Genomic DNA, 15,187 nt, shown 5'->3' on the forward strand with positions numbered 1-15,187 from the left:
AAGGGTGCTTGTAACGCCATCCGGCACTCATCCCACAAAGGATTCACATCAATGGCATACACCACTTTTTCACAGACGAAAAATAACCAACTTCTGGAACCGATGTTCTTCGGCCAGCCGGTGAACGTCGCCCGCTACGATCAGCAAAAATATGACATCTTCGAAAAACTGATCGAAAAGCAGCTCTCTTTCTTCTGGCGTCCGGAAGAAGTTGATGTTTCTCGCGATCGCATCGACTTCCAGGCGCTGCCGGAACATGAAAAGCATATCTTCATCAGCAACCTGAAGTATCAAACGCTGCTGGACTCCATTCAGGGACGTAGCCCGAACGTGGCGCTGCTGCCGTTAATCTCGATCCCTGAGCTGGAAACCTGGGTGGAAACATGGGCGTTTTCAGAAACGATCCACTCCCGTTCCTACACCCACATCATTCGTAACATCGTGAACGATCCGGCGGTGGTGTTTGATGACATCGTCACCAACGAGCAGATCCAGAAACGCGCGGAAGGCATTTCCAGCTATTACGACGAATTGATTGAGATGACCAGCTACTGGCATTTGCTGGGCGAAGGCACGCATACCGTTAACGGTAAAACGGTTGTCGTAAGCCTGCGTGAACTGAAGAAGAAGCTGTATCTGTGCCTGATGAGCGTGAACGCGCTGGAAGCGATCCGCTTCTACGTCAGCTTCGCCTGCTCCTTCGCCTTCGCCGAACGCGAACTGATGGAAGGCAACGCGAAAATTATTCGCCTGATCGCCCGTGATGAAGCCCTGCATTTGACCGGGACCCAGCATATGCTGAATCTACTGCGCAGCGGCGTGGACGATCCGGAAATGGCGGAAATCGCCGAAGAGTGTAAACAAGAATGCTACGACCTGTTCGTACAGGCCGCGCTGCAGGAAAAAGAGTGGGCGGATTATCTGTTCCGTGACGGCTCAATGATTGGCCTGAACAAAGACATTCTGTGCCAGTACGTTGAGTACATCACCAACATCCGTATGCAGGCTGTCGGACTCGACTTGCCGTTCCAGACCCGCTCTAACCCAATCCCGTGGATCAACACCTGGCTGGTGTCTGATAACGTGCAGGTTGCGCCGCAGGAAGTGGAAGTCAGCTCTTACCTGGTCGGCCAGATCGATTCGGAAGTCGATACCGACGACCTGAGTAACTTCCAGCTCTGATGGGCCGCGTTACTCTGCGCATCTCTGGCACACAACTGCTGTGCCAGGATGAACACCCTTCCCTGCTTGCCGCGCTCGAATCGCACAATGTTGAAGTTGAATACCAGTGCCGCGCAGGTTATTGCGGCTCCTGCCGTACCCGTCTGGTAGCGGGACAGGTCGACTGGATTGCCGAACCTCTGGCCTTCATTCAGCCAGGTGAAATTTTGCCCTGCTGCTGTCGGGCCAAAGGTGATATTGAAATAGAGCTGTAACGCGTGGCGGGATAAAAATTAGGACTAAAAAAGAGCCGCCGATGGACGGCAGCTCTTTATTTCTCCTGGAGGCAGGTATGGCCACGTTGACGGCAGACGGCCTTATCTAGCCGTTAATAACGTTTGATCCAACCAGGCCTGTGACCGGAGGTGCATCACAGACCTTGTGCCATTACTCTTTATTCAGGAATGTCACTGCTTTGTCGGGGAAGTCGGTGAACAGCCCGTCAACGCCCGCCTTGTCATACAGAATGTCATACAGCTGGTTTACGTCAGTGGTGTAATCCGGCAGTTGATCGGCACGAACGGTATAAGGATGCACCACCATCTTATTCTGATGCGCGTCCTGTACCATACCCGTTAACGAGATATTGCCTTTCTTCGACTTCTCATCAATCAGCATGTGATAGTCCGGCCCTATGCCGTCCGCATACTGCGCAACCTGCTTCATGGCACCCGGTTTAAACATCCAGTCGTAGTTGTAATTAACCCAACTACCGTCCGGCTTTTTCTCCTGAGTTTCATTCCAGTCAGTGTACGCAATCAACTGTACCAGATTGAGATCCATCCCCATCTTCGGTTCCAGTTCATTCTTAATGCGCTTTAACTCTGCGACATCAAAACACTGTAGATAAACCTTGTCATTCTTGTCGGTGTACCCGTACTTTTTCAGCACTTCCAGCGTTTTAGCCGCAATGTCCTTCCCTTCCTGATGATGGAACCACGGCGCTTTCATTTCTGGGTAAATGCCAATGTTTTTACCGGTTGAATGATTTAATCCCTGAACAAACTCAATCTCTTCTTCGAAAGTGTGCACACGGAAATCAGATTTACCCATCGGGAAACGCCCCGCCCAGGTCTGGACCTTTTTGCCATTTTCGATATCAAAGCCTTCGGTAAATTTCAGCGATTTAATCTCATCCAGCGTAAAGTCGATAGCGTAGTAGCGCCCATCTTTTCGCGCACGATCCGGGAAACGCTCGGCAACATCGGTGACGCGGTCAAGGTAGTGGTCATGCAGGACAACCAGATGGTCGTCCTTGGTCATCACCAAATCCTGTTCCAGGTAATCAGCCCCCTGAGCATAAGCCATCGCTTTTGCTGGCAGCGTATGCTCCGGTAGATAACCGCTGGCGCCACGGTGCGCAATCACGATTTTTTCTGCGGCAACCGCCGCGCTGCTCACCACAATACCTGTCAGCATTAGCGCCACGCTGAGACTTTTCAATGTGGTTTTCATCTATTAGCCCCCGTTACGCTTCAGTGCGATCTCTTCGTGATGGCGTTTTTCGCCAATCATGACGACCACCAGCAGAATAACCGCCAGCACGCTACCGCCAATCATCACCATAAAGCCGCCGTCCCAACCGAAGAAGTCAACGGTATAGCCAACAATGGCGCTCGCCGCTACGGAACCGCCGAGATAACCGAACAGACCGGTAAAGCCAGCCGCCGTACCCGCCGCTTTTTTCGGTGCCAGTTCCAGCGCATGCAGACCAATCAACATTACCGGACCGTAGATCAGGAAGCCGATGATAATCATACAAGCCATATCCACGTTCGGGTTGCCTGCCGGGTTCATCCAGTAGACGATAGTCGCGATAGTCACCAGCGTCATAAAGAACACGCCGGTCGCACCACGGTTGCCACGGAAGACTTTATCCGACATCCAGCCGCACAGCAGCGTGCCCGGAATACCCGCATACTCATACAGGAAGTAGGCCCAGGATGATTTATCCAGCGCGAAATGTTTCACTTCTTTCAGATAGGTCGGGGACCAGTCCAGGATGCCGTAGCGCAGCAGATAAACAAACACGTTGGCGATAGCGATGTACCACAACAGTTTGTTCGGCAGTACGTATTGCATGAAGATCTGCTTCGCAGTCAGCTCTTCTTCCGCTTTCTCGTTGTAATCGTCCGGATAGTCGTTCTTGTACTCTTCGATAGGCGGCAGGCCACAAGACTGCGGCGTATCACGCATCAAAGCAAAAGCAAACAGCGCGACGACGATCGCACCGAAAGCAGGCATGTACAGCGCCGCTTTCCAGTCATTGAACCAGGCCATACCCAGCAGGAACAACAGAGGAGGCAGACCACCGCCCACGTTGTGCGCACAGTTCCAGACGGAAACAATGCCCCCACGCTCTTTCTGCGACCACCAGTGCACCATGGTACGACCACACGGCGGCCAACCCATTCCCTGGAACCATCCGCAGAGGAACAGCAGCACAAACATAACCGCAATACTCGAAGTCGCCCACGGCACAAAGCCCATGAACAACATGACTGCGGCGGCCAGAATCAGACCCGCTGGCAGGAAAACGCGCGGATTCGAGCGATCCGAAACGGACCCCATGATGAATTTCGAAAATCCGTAAGCAATGGAGATACCGGATAACGCAAAACCCAGATCGCCACGCGAGAAACCTTGCTCAACCAGGTACGGCATCGCAAGGGCAAAGTTCTTACGTACCAGATAGTACGCGGCATAGCCAAAGAAAATCCCCAGAAAGATCTGCCAACGTAATCGACGATATGTCGGGTCGATCTCCGCTGCAGGCAAACGCGCCGTGTGTGACGCTGGTTTAAAAATGCTCAACATAGTGTAGCCTCCGTGGCCGTCTTTCATTCGAAGTAAACACTGCAGTTCGTCATTACTACCCTACCGCTCCCAGTGTGGCCGCGATGTTAAGGAAAGATACATAACAAAAATGTGAAACGCTGCACATATTGTTACAGATTTATGACAAATGTTCATAAAGGCGCACGAAATCACGTTTCATTTTCGAATAATGAGCGATTATGCGCGAAATCAAACAATCCATGTTTTTTATGTGGCTAAATGATAAAAAACGAACTGTGAGGAAAAACAATGAAAATTCGCGACTCGCAAACAAGTGACGTGATTATCATTGGTGGAGGAGCAACAGGTGCAGGGATCGCACGCGATTGTGCGCTGCGCGGGTTGCGCGTCATCTTAGTGGAACGCCACGATATCGCCACAGGGGCGACCGGACGTAACCACGGTCTGCTGCACAGCGGTGCACGTTACGCCGTCACCGACGCTGAATCTGCCCGGGAGTGCATCAGCGAAAACCAAATTCTCAAACGTATCGCCCGTCATTGCGTTGAGCCGACGGACGGTCTGTTTATTACCCTGCCGGAAGATGAACTCTCCTTCCAGGCAACCTTTATTCGCGCCTGTGAAGAGGCCGGTATTCGCGCAGAAGCAATTGACCCTAAGCAGGCGCGCATTATCGAACCTTCCGTCAACCCACAGCTGATTGGCGCGGTAAAAGTGCCGGACGGCACGGTTGATCCTTTCCGCTTAACCGCCGCCAACATGCTGGATGCGCGTGAGCATGGCGCAGTAATCTTAACGGCGCATGAAGTGACGGGACTGATTCGTGAAGGGGCAACGGTTTGCGGCGTGAACGTACGCAATCATCTGACAGGTGAGATGCAGTCCCTGCATGCACCGGTAGTCGTCAACGCCGCCGGGATCTGGGGCCAGCGCATTGCGGAATATGCCGATCTGAGCATCCGTATGTTCCCGGCCAAAGGTTCGCTGCTGATTATGGATCACCGCATTAACCAACATGTCATCAACCGCTGTCGTAAGCCGTCTGACGCCGATATCCTGGTGCCCGGTGATACCATTTCGCTGATTGGCACCACCTCACAGCACATCGATTACGATGATATCGACAGCAACCGCGTCACCGCAGAAGAGGTCGATATACTGCTGCGTGAAGGCGAGAAACTGGCGCCGATTATGGCGAAAACGCGCATTTTACGCGCCTACTCCGGCGTGCGTCCTCTGGTAGCCAGCGACGACGATCCAAGTGGCCGTAACGTCAGTCGTGGGATTGTACTGTTCGATCACGCCCAGCGTGACGGACTGGACGGGTTTATCACCATTACCGGCGGCAAATTGATGACCTACCGCCTGATGGCAGAATGGGCCACCGATGCCGTTTGCCGTAAGCTGGGCAATACCCAACCTTGCACAACGGCAGACACGGCGCTGCCTGGCTCACAAGAATCGACCGAGCATACGCTCAAACGCGTGATCTCGTTGCCCGCGCCACTGCGCGGCTCAGCGGTCTACCGTCACGGCGATCGCACCCCTGCGTGGCTTAGCGAAGGTCGTCAGCACCGCAGCCTGGTCTGTGAATGCGAAGCGGTCACTGCAGGTGAAGTGCAGTACGCCGTCGAGAATTTGACCGTCAACAGCCTGCTGGATTTGCGTCGCCGTACCCGTGTTGGAATGGGGACCTGCCAGGGCGAATTGTGTGCCTGCCGCGCCGCAGGTTTGCTGCAACGTTTTAATGTCACCACCGCCGCGCAATCTATCACCCAGCTTTCCGATTTTCTCAATGAACGCTGGAAAGGCGTGCAGCCTATCGCCTGGGGAGATGCGCTGCGCGAAAGCGAATTCACACGCTGGGTTTATCAGGGATTGTGCGGTCTGGAAAAGGAGCACCAGGATGAAATTTGATACCGTCATTATCGGCGGCGGCCTGGCCGGACTACTGTGCGGCCTGCAACTGCAAAAAAGCGGTTTACGCTGCACGATTGTCACTCGCGGCCAAAGCGCCCTGCATTTCTCCTCCGGCTCACTGGATTTGCTCAGCAACTTACCCGATGGCCAACCGGTGACGGATATAGAAGCAGGCCTGAATGCGCTGCGCACTCAGGCCCCCGCGCACCCGTACAGCACCATCGGAACGCACAACGTCCTGGAGCTGGCCCAGCAGGCGCAAAATCTGCTGGAAGAATGCGGAACGCATTTGCAAGGCAAGGTACATCAGTCACATCAACGCATCACCCCGCTGGGAACGCTGCGCTCAACCTGGTTAAGTTCCCCGGAAGTTCCGGTCTGGCCGCTGTCCGCGCAGCGTATCTGCGTTGTAGGTATTAGCGGTTTACTGGATTTTCAGGCACATCTCGCCGCGGCGTCGCTGCGTCAACGCAATCTCAGCGTCGAGACGGCAGAAATCGATCTGCCTGAGCTGGATGTCCTGCGTGATAACCCGACCGAGTTTCGCGCCGTCAATATTGCGCGCCTGCTGGATAACGAAGATAAATGGTCGCTGCTCTATGACGCTTTACTGCCAGTAGCAAAAACCTGCGACATGATAATTATGCCGGCCTGCTTCGGTCTGGCGGATGAACAGCTCTGGCAATGGCTTAACGAGCGCCTCCCCTGCTCGCTGACGCTGTTACCGACCCTACCGCCTTCGGTACTGGGTATGCGTTTGCATAACAAATTGCAGCGCCAGTTTGTGCGCCAGGGCGGCGTCTGGATGCCGGGTGATGAAGTGAAGAAAATCACCTGTCAGGACGGCGTGGTCAGCGAAATCTGGACCCGTAATCATGCCGATATTCCTTTGCGGCCACGTTTCGCCGTGCTCGCCAGCGGCAGCTTCTTCAGCAGCGGGCTGGTCGCCACGCGTGAGGCCATCTACGAACCTATCCTGGGGCTGGATGTACAGCAAACCGCCACGCGCGCCGAGTGGTATGAGCGTGACGTCTTCGACCCACAACCGTGGCAGCAATTTGGCGTTACGACCGATGCCGGGCTGCGCCCGTCGCTGGCGGGACAAACGATAGAGAACATGTATGCCATCGGTTCCGTTCTCGGCGGATTCGACCCTATCGCCCAGGGTTGCGGAGGCGGCGTGTGCGCTGTTAGCGCCTTACACGCCGCACATCATATTGCGAAACGTGCAGGAGGCCAGCAATGAGCGACACACGTTTTGAAAGTTGTATCAAATGCACGGTGTGCACCACGGCCTGCCCGGTAAGTCGCGTCAATCCGAACTACCCTGGTCCTAAACAGGCCGGACCGGACGGTGAGCGTCTGCGCCTGAAAGATGGCGCGTTATATGACGATGCGCTGAAATACTGCATCAACTGTAAGCGTTGCGAAGTAGCCTGTCCGTCAGATGTGAAGATTGGCGATATCATCCAACGCGCGCGCGCCAAATACGACACTACGCGTCCGTCGCTGCGTAACTTTGTCTTAAGCCATACTGATTTGATGGGTAGCGTATCCACACCATTCGCCCCGATAGTGAATACCGCCACCTCACTCAAACCGGTGCGTCAGTTGCTGGATTACGCGCTAAAAATCGATCATCGCCGTACGCTGCCGAAGTACTCTTTCGGCACCTTCCGCCGCTGGTATCGCAGCGTTGCCGCACAGCAAGCGCAATATCAGGATCAGGTTGCCTTTTTCCACGGCTGTTTTGTGAATTACAACCATCCGCAGCTCGGCAAAGACCTGATCAAAGTGTTGAATGCGATGGGAACCGGGGTGCAACTGCTGAGCAAAGAAAAATGCTGCGGCGTACCGCTGATTGCCAACGGCTTTACCGATAAAGCGCGTAAGCAGGCGGTGAGCAACGTGGCCTCGCTCAGAGAAGCAATTGACGGTAAAGGCATTCCGGTGATCGCCACCTCATCAACCTGCACCTTTGCGCTGCGTGATGAATATCCGGAAGTGCTGGACGTCGACAACTCAGGTCTACGCGAACACATTGAACTGGCAACCCGCTGGCTGTGGCGCAAGCTGGATGAAGGCAAAACGCTGCCGCTGAAAACGCTGCCGCTGAAAGTGGTCTACCACACGCCATGCCACATGGAGAAAATGGGCTGGACGCTCTACACGCTGGAACTGCTACGACAAATTCCAGGGCTGGAGCTAACGGTGCTGGACTCGCAATGTTGCGGGATTGCCGGGACATACGGCTTTAAAAAGGAAAACTACCCGACATCGCAGTCCATTGGCGCACCGCTGTTCCGCCAGATTGAAGACAGCGGCGCTGATATCGTCGTCACCGACTGCGAAACCTGTAAATGGCAGATTGAGATGTCGACAAGCAAACGCTGCGAACACCCCATCACCCTGCTTGCCAAAGCGTTAGGTTAATTCTGTTGCCCGGTGGCGTTGGCTACCGGGCATTTTTGCGAATGCCGTTGTACATAACTGAATACGTTGCAACCGGACGTATTTATCTCTGACTCCTCCACGCAAAAAATCAATTCCTCAAATGCAGCCCGCGTCATCCGTGGGTACCGTCACGCCATCTTCTTCCTCTGGTGACGGACTACCATGGGTAAATCAGCAACATCAACACCGCATGATGCGGTTTTTAAAAAGATAATTTCTTATCCTGAGATGGCTCGCGATTTTCTTGAAATTCACCTTCCCGTCGCATTACGCGAGATATGTGACCTGCAAACGCTGAAGCTGGAGCCTACCAGTTTTATCGAAAAGGATCTCCGTGCTTACTATTCCGACGTATTGTGGTCGTTAAAAACCCGCGAAGGTGAAGGCTACATCTACTGCGTTATCGAACATCAGAGTACAGCGGTACAACACATGGCATTTCGCCTGATGCGTTATGCCACTGCCGCCATGCAATATCACCTGGATGCCGGATACAGAACGCTACCTCTGGTTATCCCCATGCTTTTTTATCACGGGCAACAGAGCCCGTATCCGTGGTCGCTCAACTGGCTGGACGAATTTGATTACCCACAACTGGCGCGCCAGCTTTACTCAGAAGCATTTCCGCTAGTGGACATCACTGTGGTATCTGACGACGAGATTATGCAGCATCGGCGTATCGCTCTACTTGAACTGATGCAAAAACATATCCGCGATCGCGATTTGATGGGACTGGTGGACAGGCTGGTCGCGCTTTTAGTTACTCGTACCGTTAATGACAGCCAGTTGCAAACGCTGTTTAATTATATGCTACAGCGCGGTGAGGCTTCTCATGTCAGCGAATTTATCCGTGAAATTGCCGGGCGCTCACCCCATAACAAGGAGAAATTGATGACGATCGCAGAGAAACTACGCCAGGAAGGCCATCACAATGGATTGCAGGAAGGCTGGCTAAAAGGAACACGAGAAGAAGCATTACGTATTGCCCGCATGATGCTGGAGCGAGGCATCGATCATGAGACAGTCCTGACCATTACCGGATTTTCTGCTGACGACGTGACAGAACATCACCATTAGGAGCTATTTCAGGCCCGATGGCGCTACACCACCGGGCCCGATATTAATAACTACTTTTCAACGTTTGCTTACTCTGGTCTGGCTTAAACATTGCCAGCCTGCGATCCAGCGCTTCGGTATAAAGCATGGTATCCACGCCTACCGCGACAAAATTTGCTCCCCATTGCAGACATTTCTGCGCCATTGCTGGGTCAACAGCGAGGAAACCGGCTGCTTTTCCGGCTGCGCGAATACGGCGAATGCTTTGCTCAATGATCCGCTGCACCTCCGGGTGTCCGGCATTATCCGGATAGCCCAACGACGCAGAAAGATCCGCCGGGCCAATAAAGACACCGTCAATACCGTCAACGTCCAGAATGGCATCCAGATTATCCAGTGCCGCTTTGCTTTCGACCTGTACCAGCAGGCAGAGTGATTCATTAGCCTGGGCCATATAATTGTCGATACGTCCCCAGCGCGCCGCCCGTGCCACGCTGGCGCCGACACCACGCTCGCCGAGCGGTGGATAACGAGTCGCGGAAACCACCTGAAGCGCCTGCTCTGCGCTGTCGACCATCGGGACAAGCAGCGTCTGCGCGCCGATATCCAGCACCTGCTTGATCAACGCTTTACTGCCTTCCACCGGTCGAACCACAGGCTGGCTGGCATAAGGCGCAATCGCCTGCAACTGATGGTAAAGATCCTGCACCGTGTTCGGCGCGTGTTCTCCATCAATCAGCAGCCAGTCATAGCCCGACGTCGCGGCAATCTCCGCCATGTAAGAGGTGGTCGAACTGAGCCACAGGCCGACCTGGACTTCCCCTTTGCGTAATCCTTCTTTGAAGGGATTTGATAACAATGCGTTCATAACGATCCTTACAACGTAGATAAGATTAATGATGCGCAGCGCCTGCTTGTGAAACTGAACGGTTCACACTCAGCGTAAAGATGATTAGCGAGCCAATAATCGCGACGCCCGCGAGGACCAGCAGACCCGCCGCATCGCTGGCAAACACCGTTTCGGCTTTGACGCGCAGAATGGGAGCAATAAAGCCGCCGACGGCACCAAACAGGTTGACGAAGCCGATCCCCGCCGCCAGAGCAGTCCCGGAAAGAAGTTGCGTTGGCATCGTCCAGAACACCGGCTGTACCGCAATGAAACCGACCGCCGCGACGCAGAGCGCCACAATCGCCAGTACCGGTGAAACCAGCCCGGAAAGGCCAATGCCGATTCCTGCCGCCAGCAGCGTCAGCGCGGCAACATTACGCCGGTCGCCGGTGCGATCGGAGTAGCGGGGAATAAGCCAGGTACCAAACAGCGCCGCCACCCACGGTATTGCCGCCACGACCGAAGCCGTAAAGCCCACTTTTGTCCCTAACAACGCAGCAACCTGGGTTGGCAGGAAGAAGATCAGGCCATACACCGCCACCTGGATCGTCAGATAGATAATCGCCAGTTGCCAGACACGGCCATTACGCAGCGCATCCGACAGGCGTGAAGTGACCTTTTTTTCCTCTTCACTTGTCAACTGGCTAATGAGCATCGCCTTTTCCTCCGCGCTCAGGAAACGCGCCTGCTGCGGGGTATCATCCAGCCAGAAGAAGGTGAAAACACCCGCGCCTACCGCCAGTAAACCTTCGATAACGAACATCCAGAACCATCCCGGATGCCCCATAAACCCGTGCATCTCCAACAGCGCACCGGAAAGCGGCGATCCCAGGGTTAACGCCAGCGGCGCCCCCATGTAGAACAGCCCCATGATGCTGGCGCGGTTACGCTGGGGGAACCACTGGGACGTCAGGTAGATCATACCGGGGAAGAAGCCCGCCTCTGCCGCCCCCAGCAGAGTACGGATAATCAGAAATTTCGATTCAGTATCCGCCCATGCCATCGCCGCAGAGAGGAATCCCCACAGCAACGTGGTGGTACCAATCCAGGTTCTGGCACCAAATTTACGCATCAACAGGTTGGCAGGAACCCCCAGAAAGGCGTAAACCACAAAGAAAATCCCCGCGCCCAACGCATAAGCTTCGTTGCTCAGACCGGTATCAATCTGATAGGTCTCTTTGGCAAAACCGATGTTCGAGCGGTCAAGAAACGCCAGCACATACAGCGCCAGCATAAAGGGAATCAAACGGGCGCGGTTTTTCTTCACCACACCATCAAGTAACGTGGTACTCATAGCAAGATCCTCAAAGAAATGAGGGCGTTGCCGTGGCATTGGCAACGCACTGGTCATTAGTGGCTATAAGGGCGCTTCAGATTGCAGTCGCGGTTAAGCTCGACGCCAAATCCTGGTTTGTCGAGCACCGACTTATGAATGCGGCCATTGACGGGTACCGGTTCGTCCAGAAGGATCGGATCAAACTGTGGACGCATCGTTGAACAATCCGGGCTGGTCATCAAAAACTCGCTGAACGGGGTATTGGTGAACGTGATCACCGCATGGTGCGAATAAACCGAGGAACCATGCGGCACTACCAGCTGTCCGCGCGATTTAGCAATAGCGGCAATTTCCACCAGCGTGGTTAACCCACCGCACCAGCCCACATCAGGCTGCATGATATCGATGCCGGTTTCTGAGAGCGTGCGGAAGGATTGCAGCGTCCCGTGGTGTTCACCGCTGGTGACCATCATCCCCGCCGGGGCGTTACGTTTCAGCTCGCGATAGCCTTCATACTGCTGCGGCGGCAGACACTCTTCGATCCACTTCAGATTAGACGGTGCGCAGGCATGGGCCAGTTTGGTGGCATAGTTCACGTCCTGACTCATCCAGCAGTCGAGCATCAACCAGAAATCCGGACCGCATTTCTCACGCATGTCGGCTACCATTGCCGCATCTTTGCGGATCCCCGCATCCCCATCGTGCGGCCCCCAGTGGGTCGGCATTTTGCCGCCAATAAAGCCCATCTCTTTCGCCAGATCAGGGCGCGCACCGGTCGCGTAGAATTGAATTTCGTCGCGTACCGCGCCACCCAACAGTTTGTAGACCGGTAAACCCACCACCTTGCCAAACAGATCCCACAGCGCCAGATCCACGCACGAGATGGTGTTCATCACCAGACCGCCGGAGCCGGAGTAGTACATCGTTGCGCCCAGCATCTGGTCGTGAATGAGTTTGATATCGCTGACGCATTTCCCTTCAATAAAACGATTGAGATGCTTTTCCACAATAAAGCACCCCATCTCCCCTGCCGTGGAAACAGCAAAACCGGTCTGTCCGTTTTCAGCTTCCACTTCAACAATCAGTGTCCCTAATACGTTGATGCCAAAGGACTGGCGCGATTGCTCATATTCACGATATTTGCTCATTGGCGTGGCGATATGATCGTCAATCCAGTGGTTAGCGCCCTGATCGTGATAATCGCCGCCGCCAGCGCCTTTATCCGCCGTAGCACCACCGGTAAACCAGGCACGAACGTGTTTAATTTTAGGTAGGGTCATGGTGTTCTCCTTTTTATGAAGCGAGTGAGTCGAAGGGACTTTTCCATCCCAACAGGCGTGAAATATCCCTGGCGCAGGCAATCGCTTTACCGGCCAGATAATCACGGTTCTCTTCGTTAATTTGCAGACGAGTGCCGACCACTGAAATCGCGGCGGTCAGTTCATTGTTAGCGTTAAAAACAGGCGCTGCGACGCAGCGAACATCGGGATAATCTTCGCCATTATCAAAGCTCCATCCACGCTGTCGAATACGCTCCAGCTCGTCATTCAACTGCTGTGGCCTGGTGATAGTGGTCGGCGTTGCCTGTTCCCATATCAGCTGTTCAATAATGGCTTTTCGTGCGGCTGCCGGTTGCCAGGCCAGCAGGCATTTGCCGATACCCGAGCGATAGAGCGAAAGACTTTTCCCTTCGTGGGAGCGCACGCTGATAGTGGATGACGATTCCACTTTCAGAATGTAATACGCGCTTTCGTGGTCGATGATCCCGAGATGGCAAAGTAACCCTGTCTCATCCATCAGTTGTGTCAGCCGCGGACGCGCCAGTTCACGTAAATCCATCTTGCTCAGCGCATGCCCGGACAACTCAACCAGCTTGGTCCACAGGCAGTAATTTTCCTGATGATCCATGCTGATAAAGCGCTGACGCTTCAGTTCGTTAAGTAACAGGTACGCGGTGCTTTTTGGAATACCCAGCGTCTCTATGATGGTGGCGGCGCTACATGGGCCGATACGCGCAATGAGATTGAGTATTTCGATCGCCCTGGTGAGCGCGGGAACTTTGCTTGATTCCAACATACTGGACTCCAGTCTGAGATACTGGAATCAGTGTGGTAGGTTAAGGGGGTTAAAATTGTGAAGCGCATCAAATCCTCTCGTTCTTCCAGCTGGCTGGAGAAAAAACGAGCACAATTGTGAACTAACGCACGGATTTTTTTACAGAGTGTACAACAGGTTGGACTGATAACGGGAAGGCCAGAATGCCTTCCCATAACAAGCGCGTGAGACAGTGCAAGTCAGGAAGGCAGCGTCAGGGATTCAACCACTTCTATCCAACCGTGTTCGGTGGCAATATCCTGCCCGTTGAGCCAACGGCGCAGCATATTGAGCGCCATCATTGCGCACACTTCCTGACGCACCGACAAACTATAACGATTAGCGTTCAGCCGTACGCGTAAGGCATGCGTTCCATCAGGCGTTGCCAGCGCAAAGTTAATATGTTCGTTTTCGAAAGCCGATACCGCCAGCGCCAGCCCGGCATAATGGTTGCCGCGTCGTTCGGTTATCCAGTGTGCCGTTTGCGCCAGCGTTTCTTCCTGGGGCGGAACCACTTCGCTCGCCAACAGCGGAGCATTCGCGCGCGAAAGCTGCAGCGCCACCAGACCACCGGTGAATTGTTCGCTTAGCGTCAGGCTGTATTGCCGTTCCTGCAACGTACGGGCGATTTGCGCGGGTAAACCTTCCGTACCTTCGAAAATCATATTCTGCCCGGCAACCCGCTTAACTTCTGGCCACAGCGCCAGCATCGCTTCCCGTTGGGAATCCGGCCCGGTCAGCTTTAGTTCGATAATCGGCATTGACGAGCGGTAGCCCATTGTCACTCCCGGAGGCAATTGCAGCGGATCCAGGCTCTGCGCCAGCTCGCTTTCAGAACGACCAAAGGTGGTTAATCGCAGGCATAGCGGGGGTTGAGACAGCGAAAAACGCTCACGCAAACGCGGCAGGATCTCATGCTCAACCATGACTTTAAATTCTGATGGCACTCCTGGGGTAAAGAACATCAGGCAGCGGTTAAGCTTCAGGGCAAACCCACACGCGGTTCCTACGGGATTATTGATGAATTCCGCGCTGGCAGGTAGCTCAGCCTGTTTGCGGTTACTCGGTGCCATCACGCGTCCACGATCGCGGAAATAACGCGTCATCTCGGCGAGCCATGCTTCATGCAGCACCAGCCCTTCACCTTTTGCCGTTGCCGCCGCCAGCGCGCTCAAATCATCGCTGGTTGGTCCCAGACCGCCGTTAACGATCAGTACATCGGCATGTTCGCTACGCTCACGCAAAACGGCGACCAAATCATCAAGATTGTCACCTACCGTGTTGCGACGGGTTAGTGGTAACCCCTGATTAAAGAAAAAATCGGCCAGCCAGGCGGCATTCGTGTCGACGATTTGTCCGTGCAACACTTCATCCCCGGTGGATAGCATCTCCACGTTTAACATCGTGTTCTCCTGCTTTTATGATGAAAACACTATAACGCATGGAGGGGGGAAGGCGCGACTGAACGCCGCGCCGGA

The 15,187-nt window shown here is 54.2% G+C and carries 13 protein-coding genes; 6 read left to right on the top strand and 7 right to left on the bottom strand.

Annotated elements, in window-relative coordinates:
* Nucleotides 1-51: 51 nt before the first annotated feature.
* Together nrdB and yfaE are read left to right on the top strand one after the other, a co-directional pair.
* On the top strand, nucleotides 52-1,182 hold the full coding sequence (gene nrdB / locus OGV65_RS22005; RefSeq protein ID WP_016153799.1) for a class Ia ribonucleoside-diphosphate reductase subunit beta: 1,131 nt from the start codon (nucleotides 52-54) through the stop codon (nucleotides 1,180-1,182).
* Nucleotides 1,182-1,436, top strand: coding sequence for a ferredoxin-like diferric-tyrosyl radical cofactor maintenance protein YfaE (gene yfaE, locus OGV65_RS22010; RefSeq protein ID WP_016153800.1), 255 nt, complete (start codon nucleotides 1,182-1,184; stop codon nucleotides 1,434-1,436). Before nrdB ends, yfaE begins: the two co-directional genes overlap by 1 nt.
* Nucleotides 1,437-1,608: 172 nt before the next feature.
* Here the strand turns inward: yfaE and glpQ are convergent, their stop codons facing one another.
* Entirely contained in the window at nucleotides 1,609-2,676 is a 1,068-nt protein-coding gene (gene glpQ, locus OGV65_RS22015) for a glycerophosphodiester phosphodiesterase (RefSeq protein WP_286455418.1), read from the bottom strand.
* Between the two features lie 3 nt (nucleotides 2,677-2,679).
* The gene (gene glpT / locus OGV65_RS22020; RefSeq protein WP_016153802.1) at nucleotides 2,680-4,038 is read right to left on the bottom strand and encodes a glycerol-3-phosphate transporter; all 1,359 of its coding nucleotides are present in this window, start codon (nucleotides 4,036-4,038) and stop codon (nucleotides 2,680-2,682) included.
* Nucleotides 4,039-4,308: 270 nt separating this feature from the next.
* Between glpT and glpA the strand changes: the two genes are divergently transcribed.
* The 4 genes from glpA (at nucleotide 4,309) to OGV65_RS22040 (ending at nucleotide 9,471) form a co-directional block, all read left to right on the top strand.
* Nucleotides 4,309-5,937 carry an anaerobic glycerol-3-phosphate dehydrogenase subunit A gene (gene glpA / locus OGV65_RS22025; RefSeq protein WP_016157025.1) on the top strand — a complete coding sequence of 543 codons (1,629 nt, stop codon included), beginning with the start codon at nucleotides 4,309-4,311 and terminating at the stop codon, nucleotides 5,935-5,937.
* Nucleotides 5,927-7,186 (top strand): glycerol-3-phosphate dehydrogenase subunit GlpB, encoded by a 1,260-nt coding sequence (gene glpB / locus OGV65_RS22030; protein ID WP_046275944.1) that lies wholly within the window; start codon nucleotides 5,927-5,929, stop codon nucleotides 7,184-7,186. The genes glpA and glpB overlap by 11 nt, the downstream gene beginning before the upstream one ends.
* Nucleotides 7,183-8,373, top strand: a complete 1,191-nt coding sequence (gene glpC / locus OGV65_RS22035) for an anaerobic glycerol-3-phosphate dehydrogenase subunit GlpC (protein ID WP_016153805.1) — start codon at nucleotides 7,183-7,185, stop codon at nucleotides 8,371-8,373. The genes glpB and glpC overlap by 4 nt, the downstream gene beginning before the upstream one ends.
* Nucleotides 8,374-8,556: 183 nt before the next feature.
* Nucleotides 8,557-9,471 (top strand): Rpn family recombination-promoting nuclease/putative transposase, encoded by a 915-nt coding sequence (locus OGV65_RS22040; RefSeq protein ID WP_286455419.1) that lies wholly within the window; start codon nucleotides 8,557-8,559, stop codon nucleotides 9,469-9,471.
* Between the two features lie 43 nt (nucleotides 9,472-9,514).
* Here the strand turns inward: OGV65_RS22040 and yfaU are convergent, their stop codons facing one another.
* The 5 genes from yfaU to OGV65_RS22065 all read right to left on the bottom strand — a co-directional run bounded on the left by yfaU (nucleotide 9,515) and on the right by OGV65_RS22065 (nucleotide 15,112).
* On the bottom strand, nucleotides 9,515-10,318 hold the full coding sequence (yfaU, locus tag OGV65_RS22045; RefSeq protein WP_153690188.1) for a 2-keto-3-deoxy-L-rhamnonate aldolase: 804 nt from the start codon (nucleotides 10,316-10,318) through the stop codon (nucleotides 9,515-9,517).
* Nucleotides 10,319-10,343: 25 nt separating this feature from the next.
* Nucleotides 10,344-11,633 (bottom strand): MFS transporter, encoded by a 1,290-nt coding sequence (locus OGV65_RS22050; RefSeq protein ID WP_047500910.1) that lies wholly within the window; start codon nucleotides 11,631-11,633, stop codon nucleotides 10,344-10,346.
* A 56-nt stretch (nucleotides 11,634-11,689) separates the two neighbouring features.
* Entirely contained in the window at nucleotides 11,690-12,895 is a 1,206-nt protein-coding gene (rhmD, locus tag OGV65_RS22055) for an L-rhamnonate dehydratase (RefSeq protein WP_016153809.1), read from the bottom strand.
* 13 nt (nucleotides 12,896-12,908) lie between these two features.
* Nucleotides 12,909-13,691, bottom strand: coding sequence for an IclR family transcriptional regulator (locus OGV65_RS22060; RefSeq protein WP_141875450.1), 783 nt, complete (start codon nucleotides 13,689-13,691; stop codon nucleotides 12,909-12,911).
* A gap of 218 nt (nucleotides 13,692-13,909) precedes the next feature.
* On the bottom strand, nucleotides 13,910-15,112 hold the full coding sequence (locus tag OGV65_RS22065) for a nicotinamide mononucleotide deamidase-related protein YfaY (protein WP_075847736.1): 1,203 nt from the start codon (nucleotides 15,110-15,112) through the stop codon (nucleotides 13,910-13,912).
* Nucleotides 15,113-15,187 lie beyond the last annotated feature (75 nt).

The organism is Citrobacter sp. Cb004 (genome assembly GCF_030337065.1).
Classification (GTDB): Bacteria; Pseudomonadota; Gammaproteobacteria; order Enterobacterales; family Enterobacteriaceae; genus Citrobacter; species Citrobacter braakii.

Bases quoted from the DNA above. Each gene is read 5' to 3' on its own strand.
- glpC (WP_016153805.1), top strand. From the start codon at position 7,183: ATGAGCGACACACGTTTTGAAAGTTGTATCAAATGCACGGTGTGCACC.
- rhmD (WP_016153809.1), bottom strand. From the start codon at position 12,895: ATGACCCTACCTAAAATTAAACACGTTCGTGCCTGGTTTACCGGTGGT.
- OGV65_RS22040 (WP_286455419.1), top strand. From the start codon at position 8,557: ATGGGTAAATCAGCAACATCAACACCGCATGATGCGGTTTTTAAAAAG.
- nrdB (WP_016153799.1), top strand. From the start codon at position 52: ATGGCATACACCACTTTTTCACAGACGAAAAATAACCAACTTCTGGAA.
- OGV65_RS22050 (WP_047500910.1), bottom strand. From the start codon at position 11,633: ATGAGTACCACGTTACTTGATGGTGTGGTGAAGAAAAACCGCGCCCGT.
- OGV65_RS22065 (WP_075847736.1), bottom strand. From the start codon at position 15,112: ATGTTAAACGTGGAGATGCTATCCACCGGGGATGAAGTGTTGCACGGA.
- yfaU (WP_153690188.1), bottom strand. From the start codon at position 10,318: ATGAACGCATTGTTATCAAATCCCTTCAAAGAAGGATTACGCAAAGGG.
- OGV65_RS22060 (WP_141875450.1), bottom strand. From the start codon at position 13,691: ATGTTGGAATCAAGCAAAGTTCCCGCGCTCACCAGGGCGATCGAAATA.
- glpA (WP_016157025.1), top strand. From the start codon at position 4,309: ATGAAAATTCGCGACTCGCAAACAAGTGACGTGATTATCATTGGTGGA.
- glpQ (WP_286455418.1), bottom strand. From the start codon at position 2,676: ATGAAAACCACATTGAAAAGTCTCAGCGTGGCGCTAATGCTGACAGGT.
- glpT (WP_016153802.1), bottom strand. From the start codon at position 4,038: ATGTTGAGCATTTTTAAACCAGCGTCACACACGGCGCGTTTGCCTGCA.
- yfaE (WP_016153800.1), top strand. From the start codon at position 1,182: ATGGGCCGCGTTACTCTGCGCATCTCTGGCACACAACTGCTGTGCCAG.
- glpB (WP_046275944.1), top strand. From the start codon at position 5,927: ATGAAATTTGATACCGTCATTATCGGCGGCGGCCTGGCCGGACTACTG.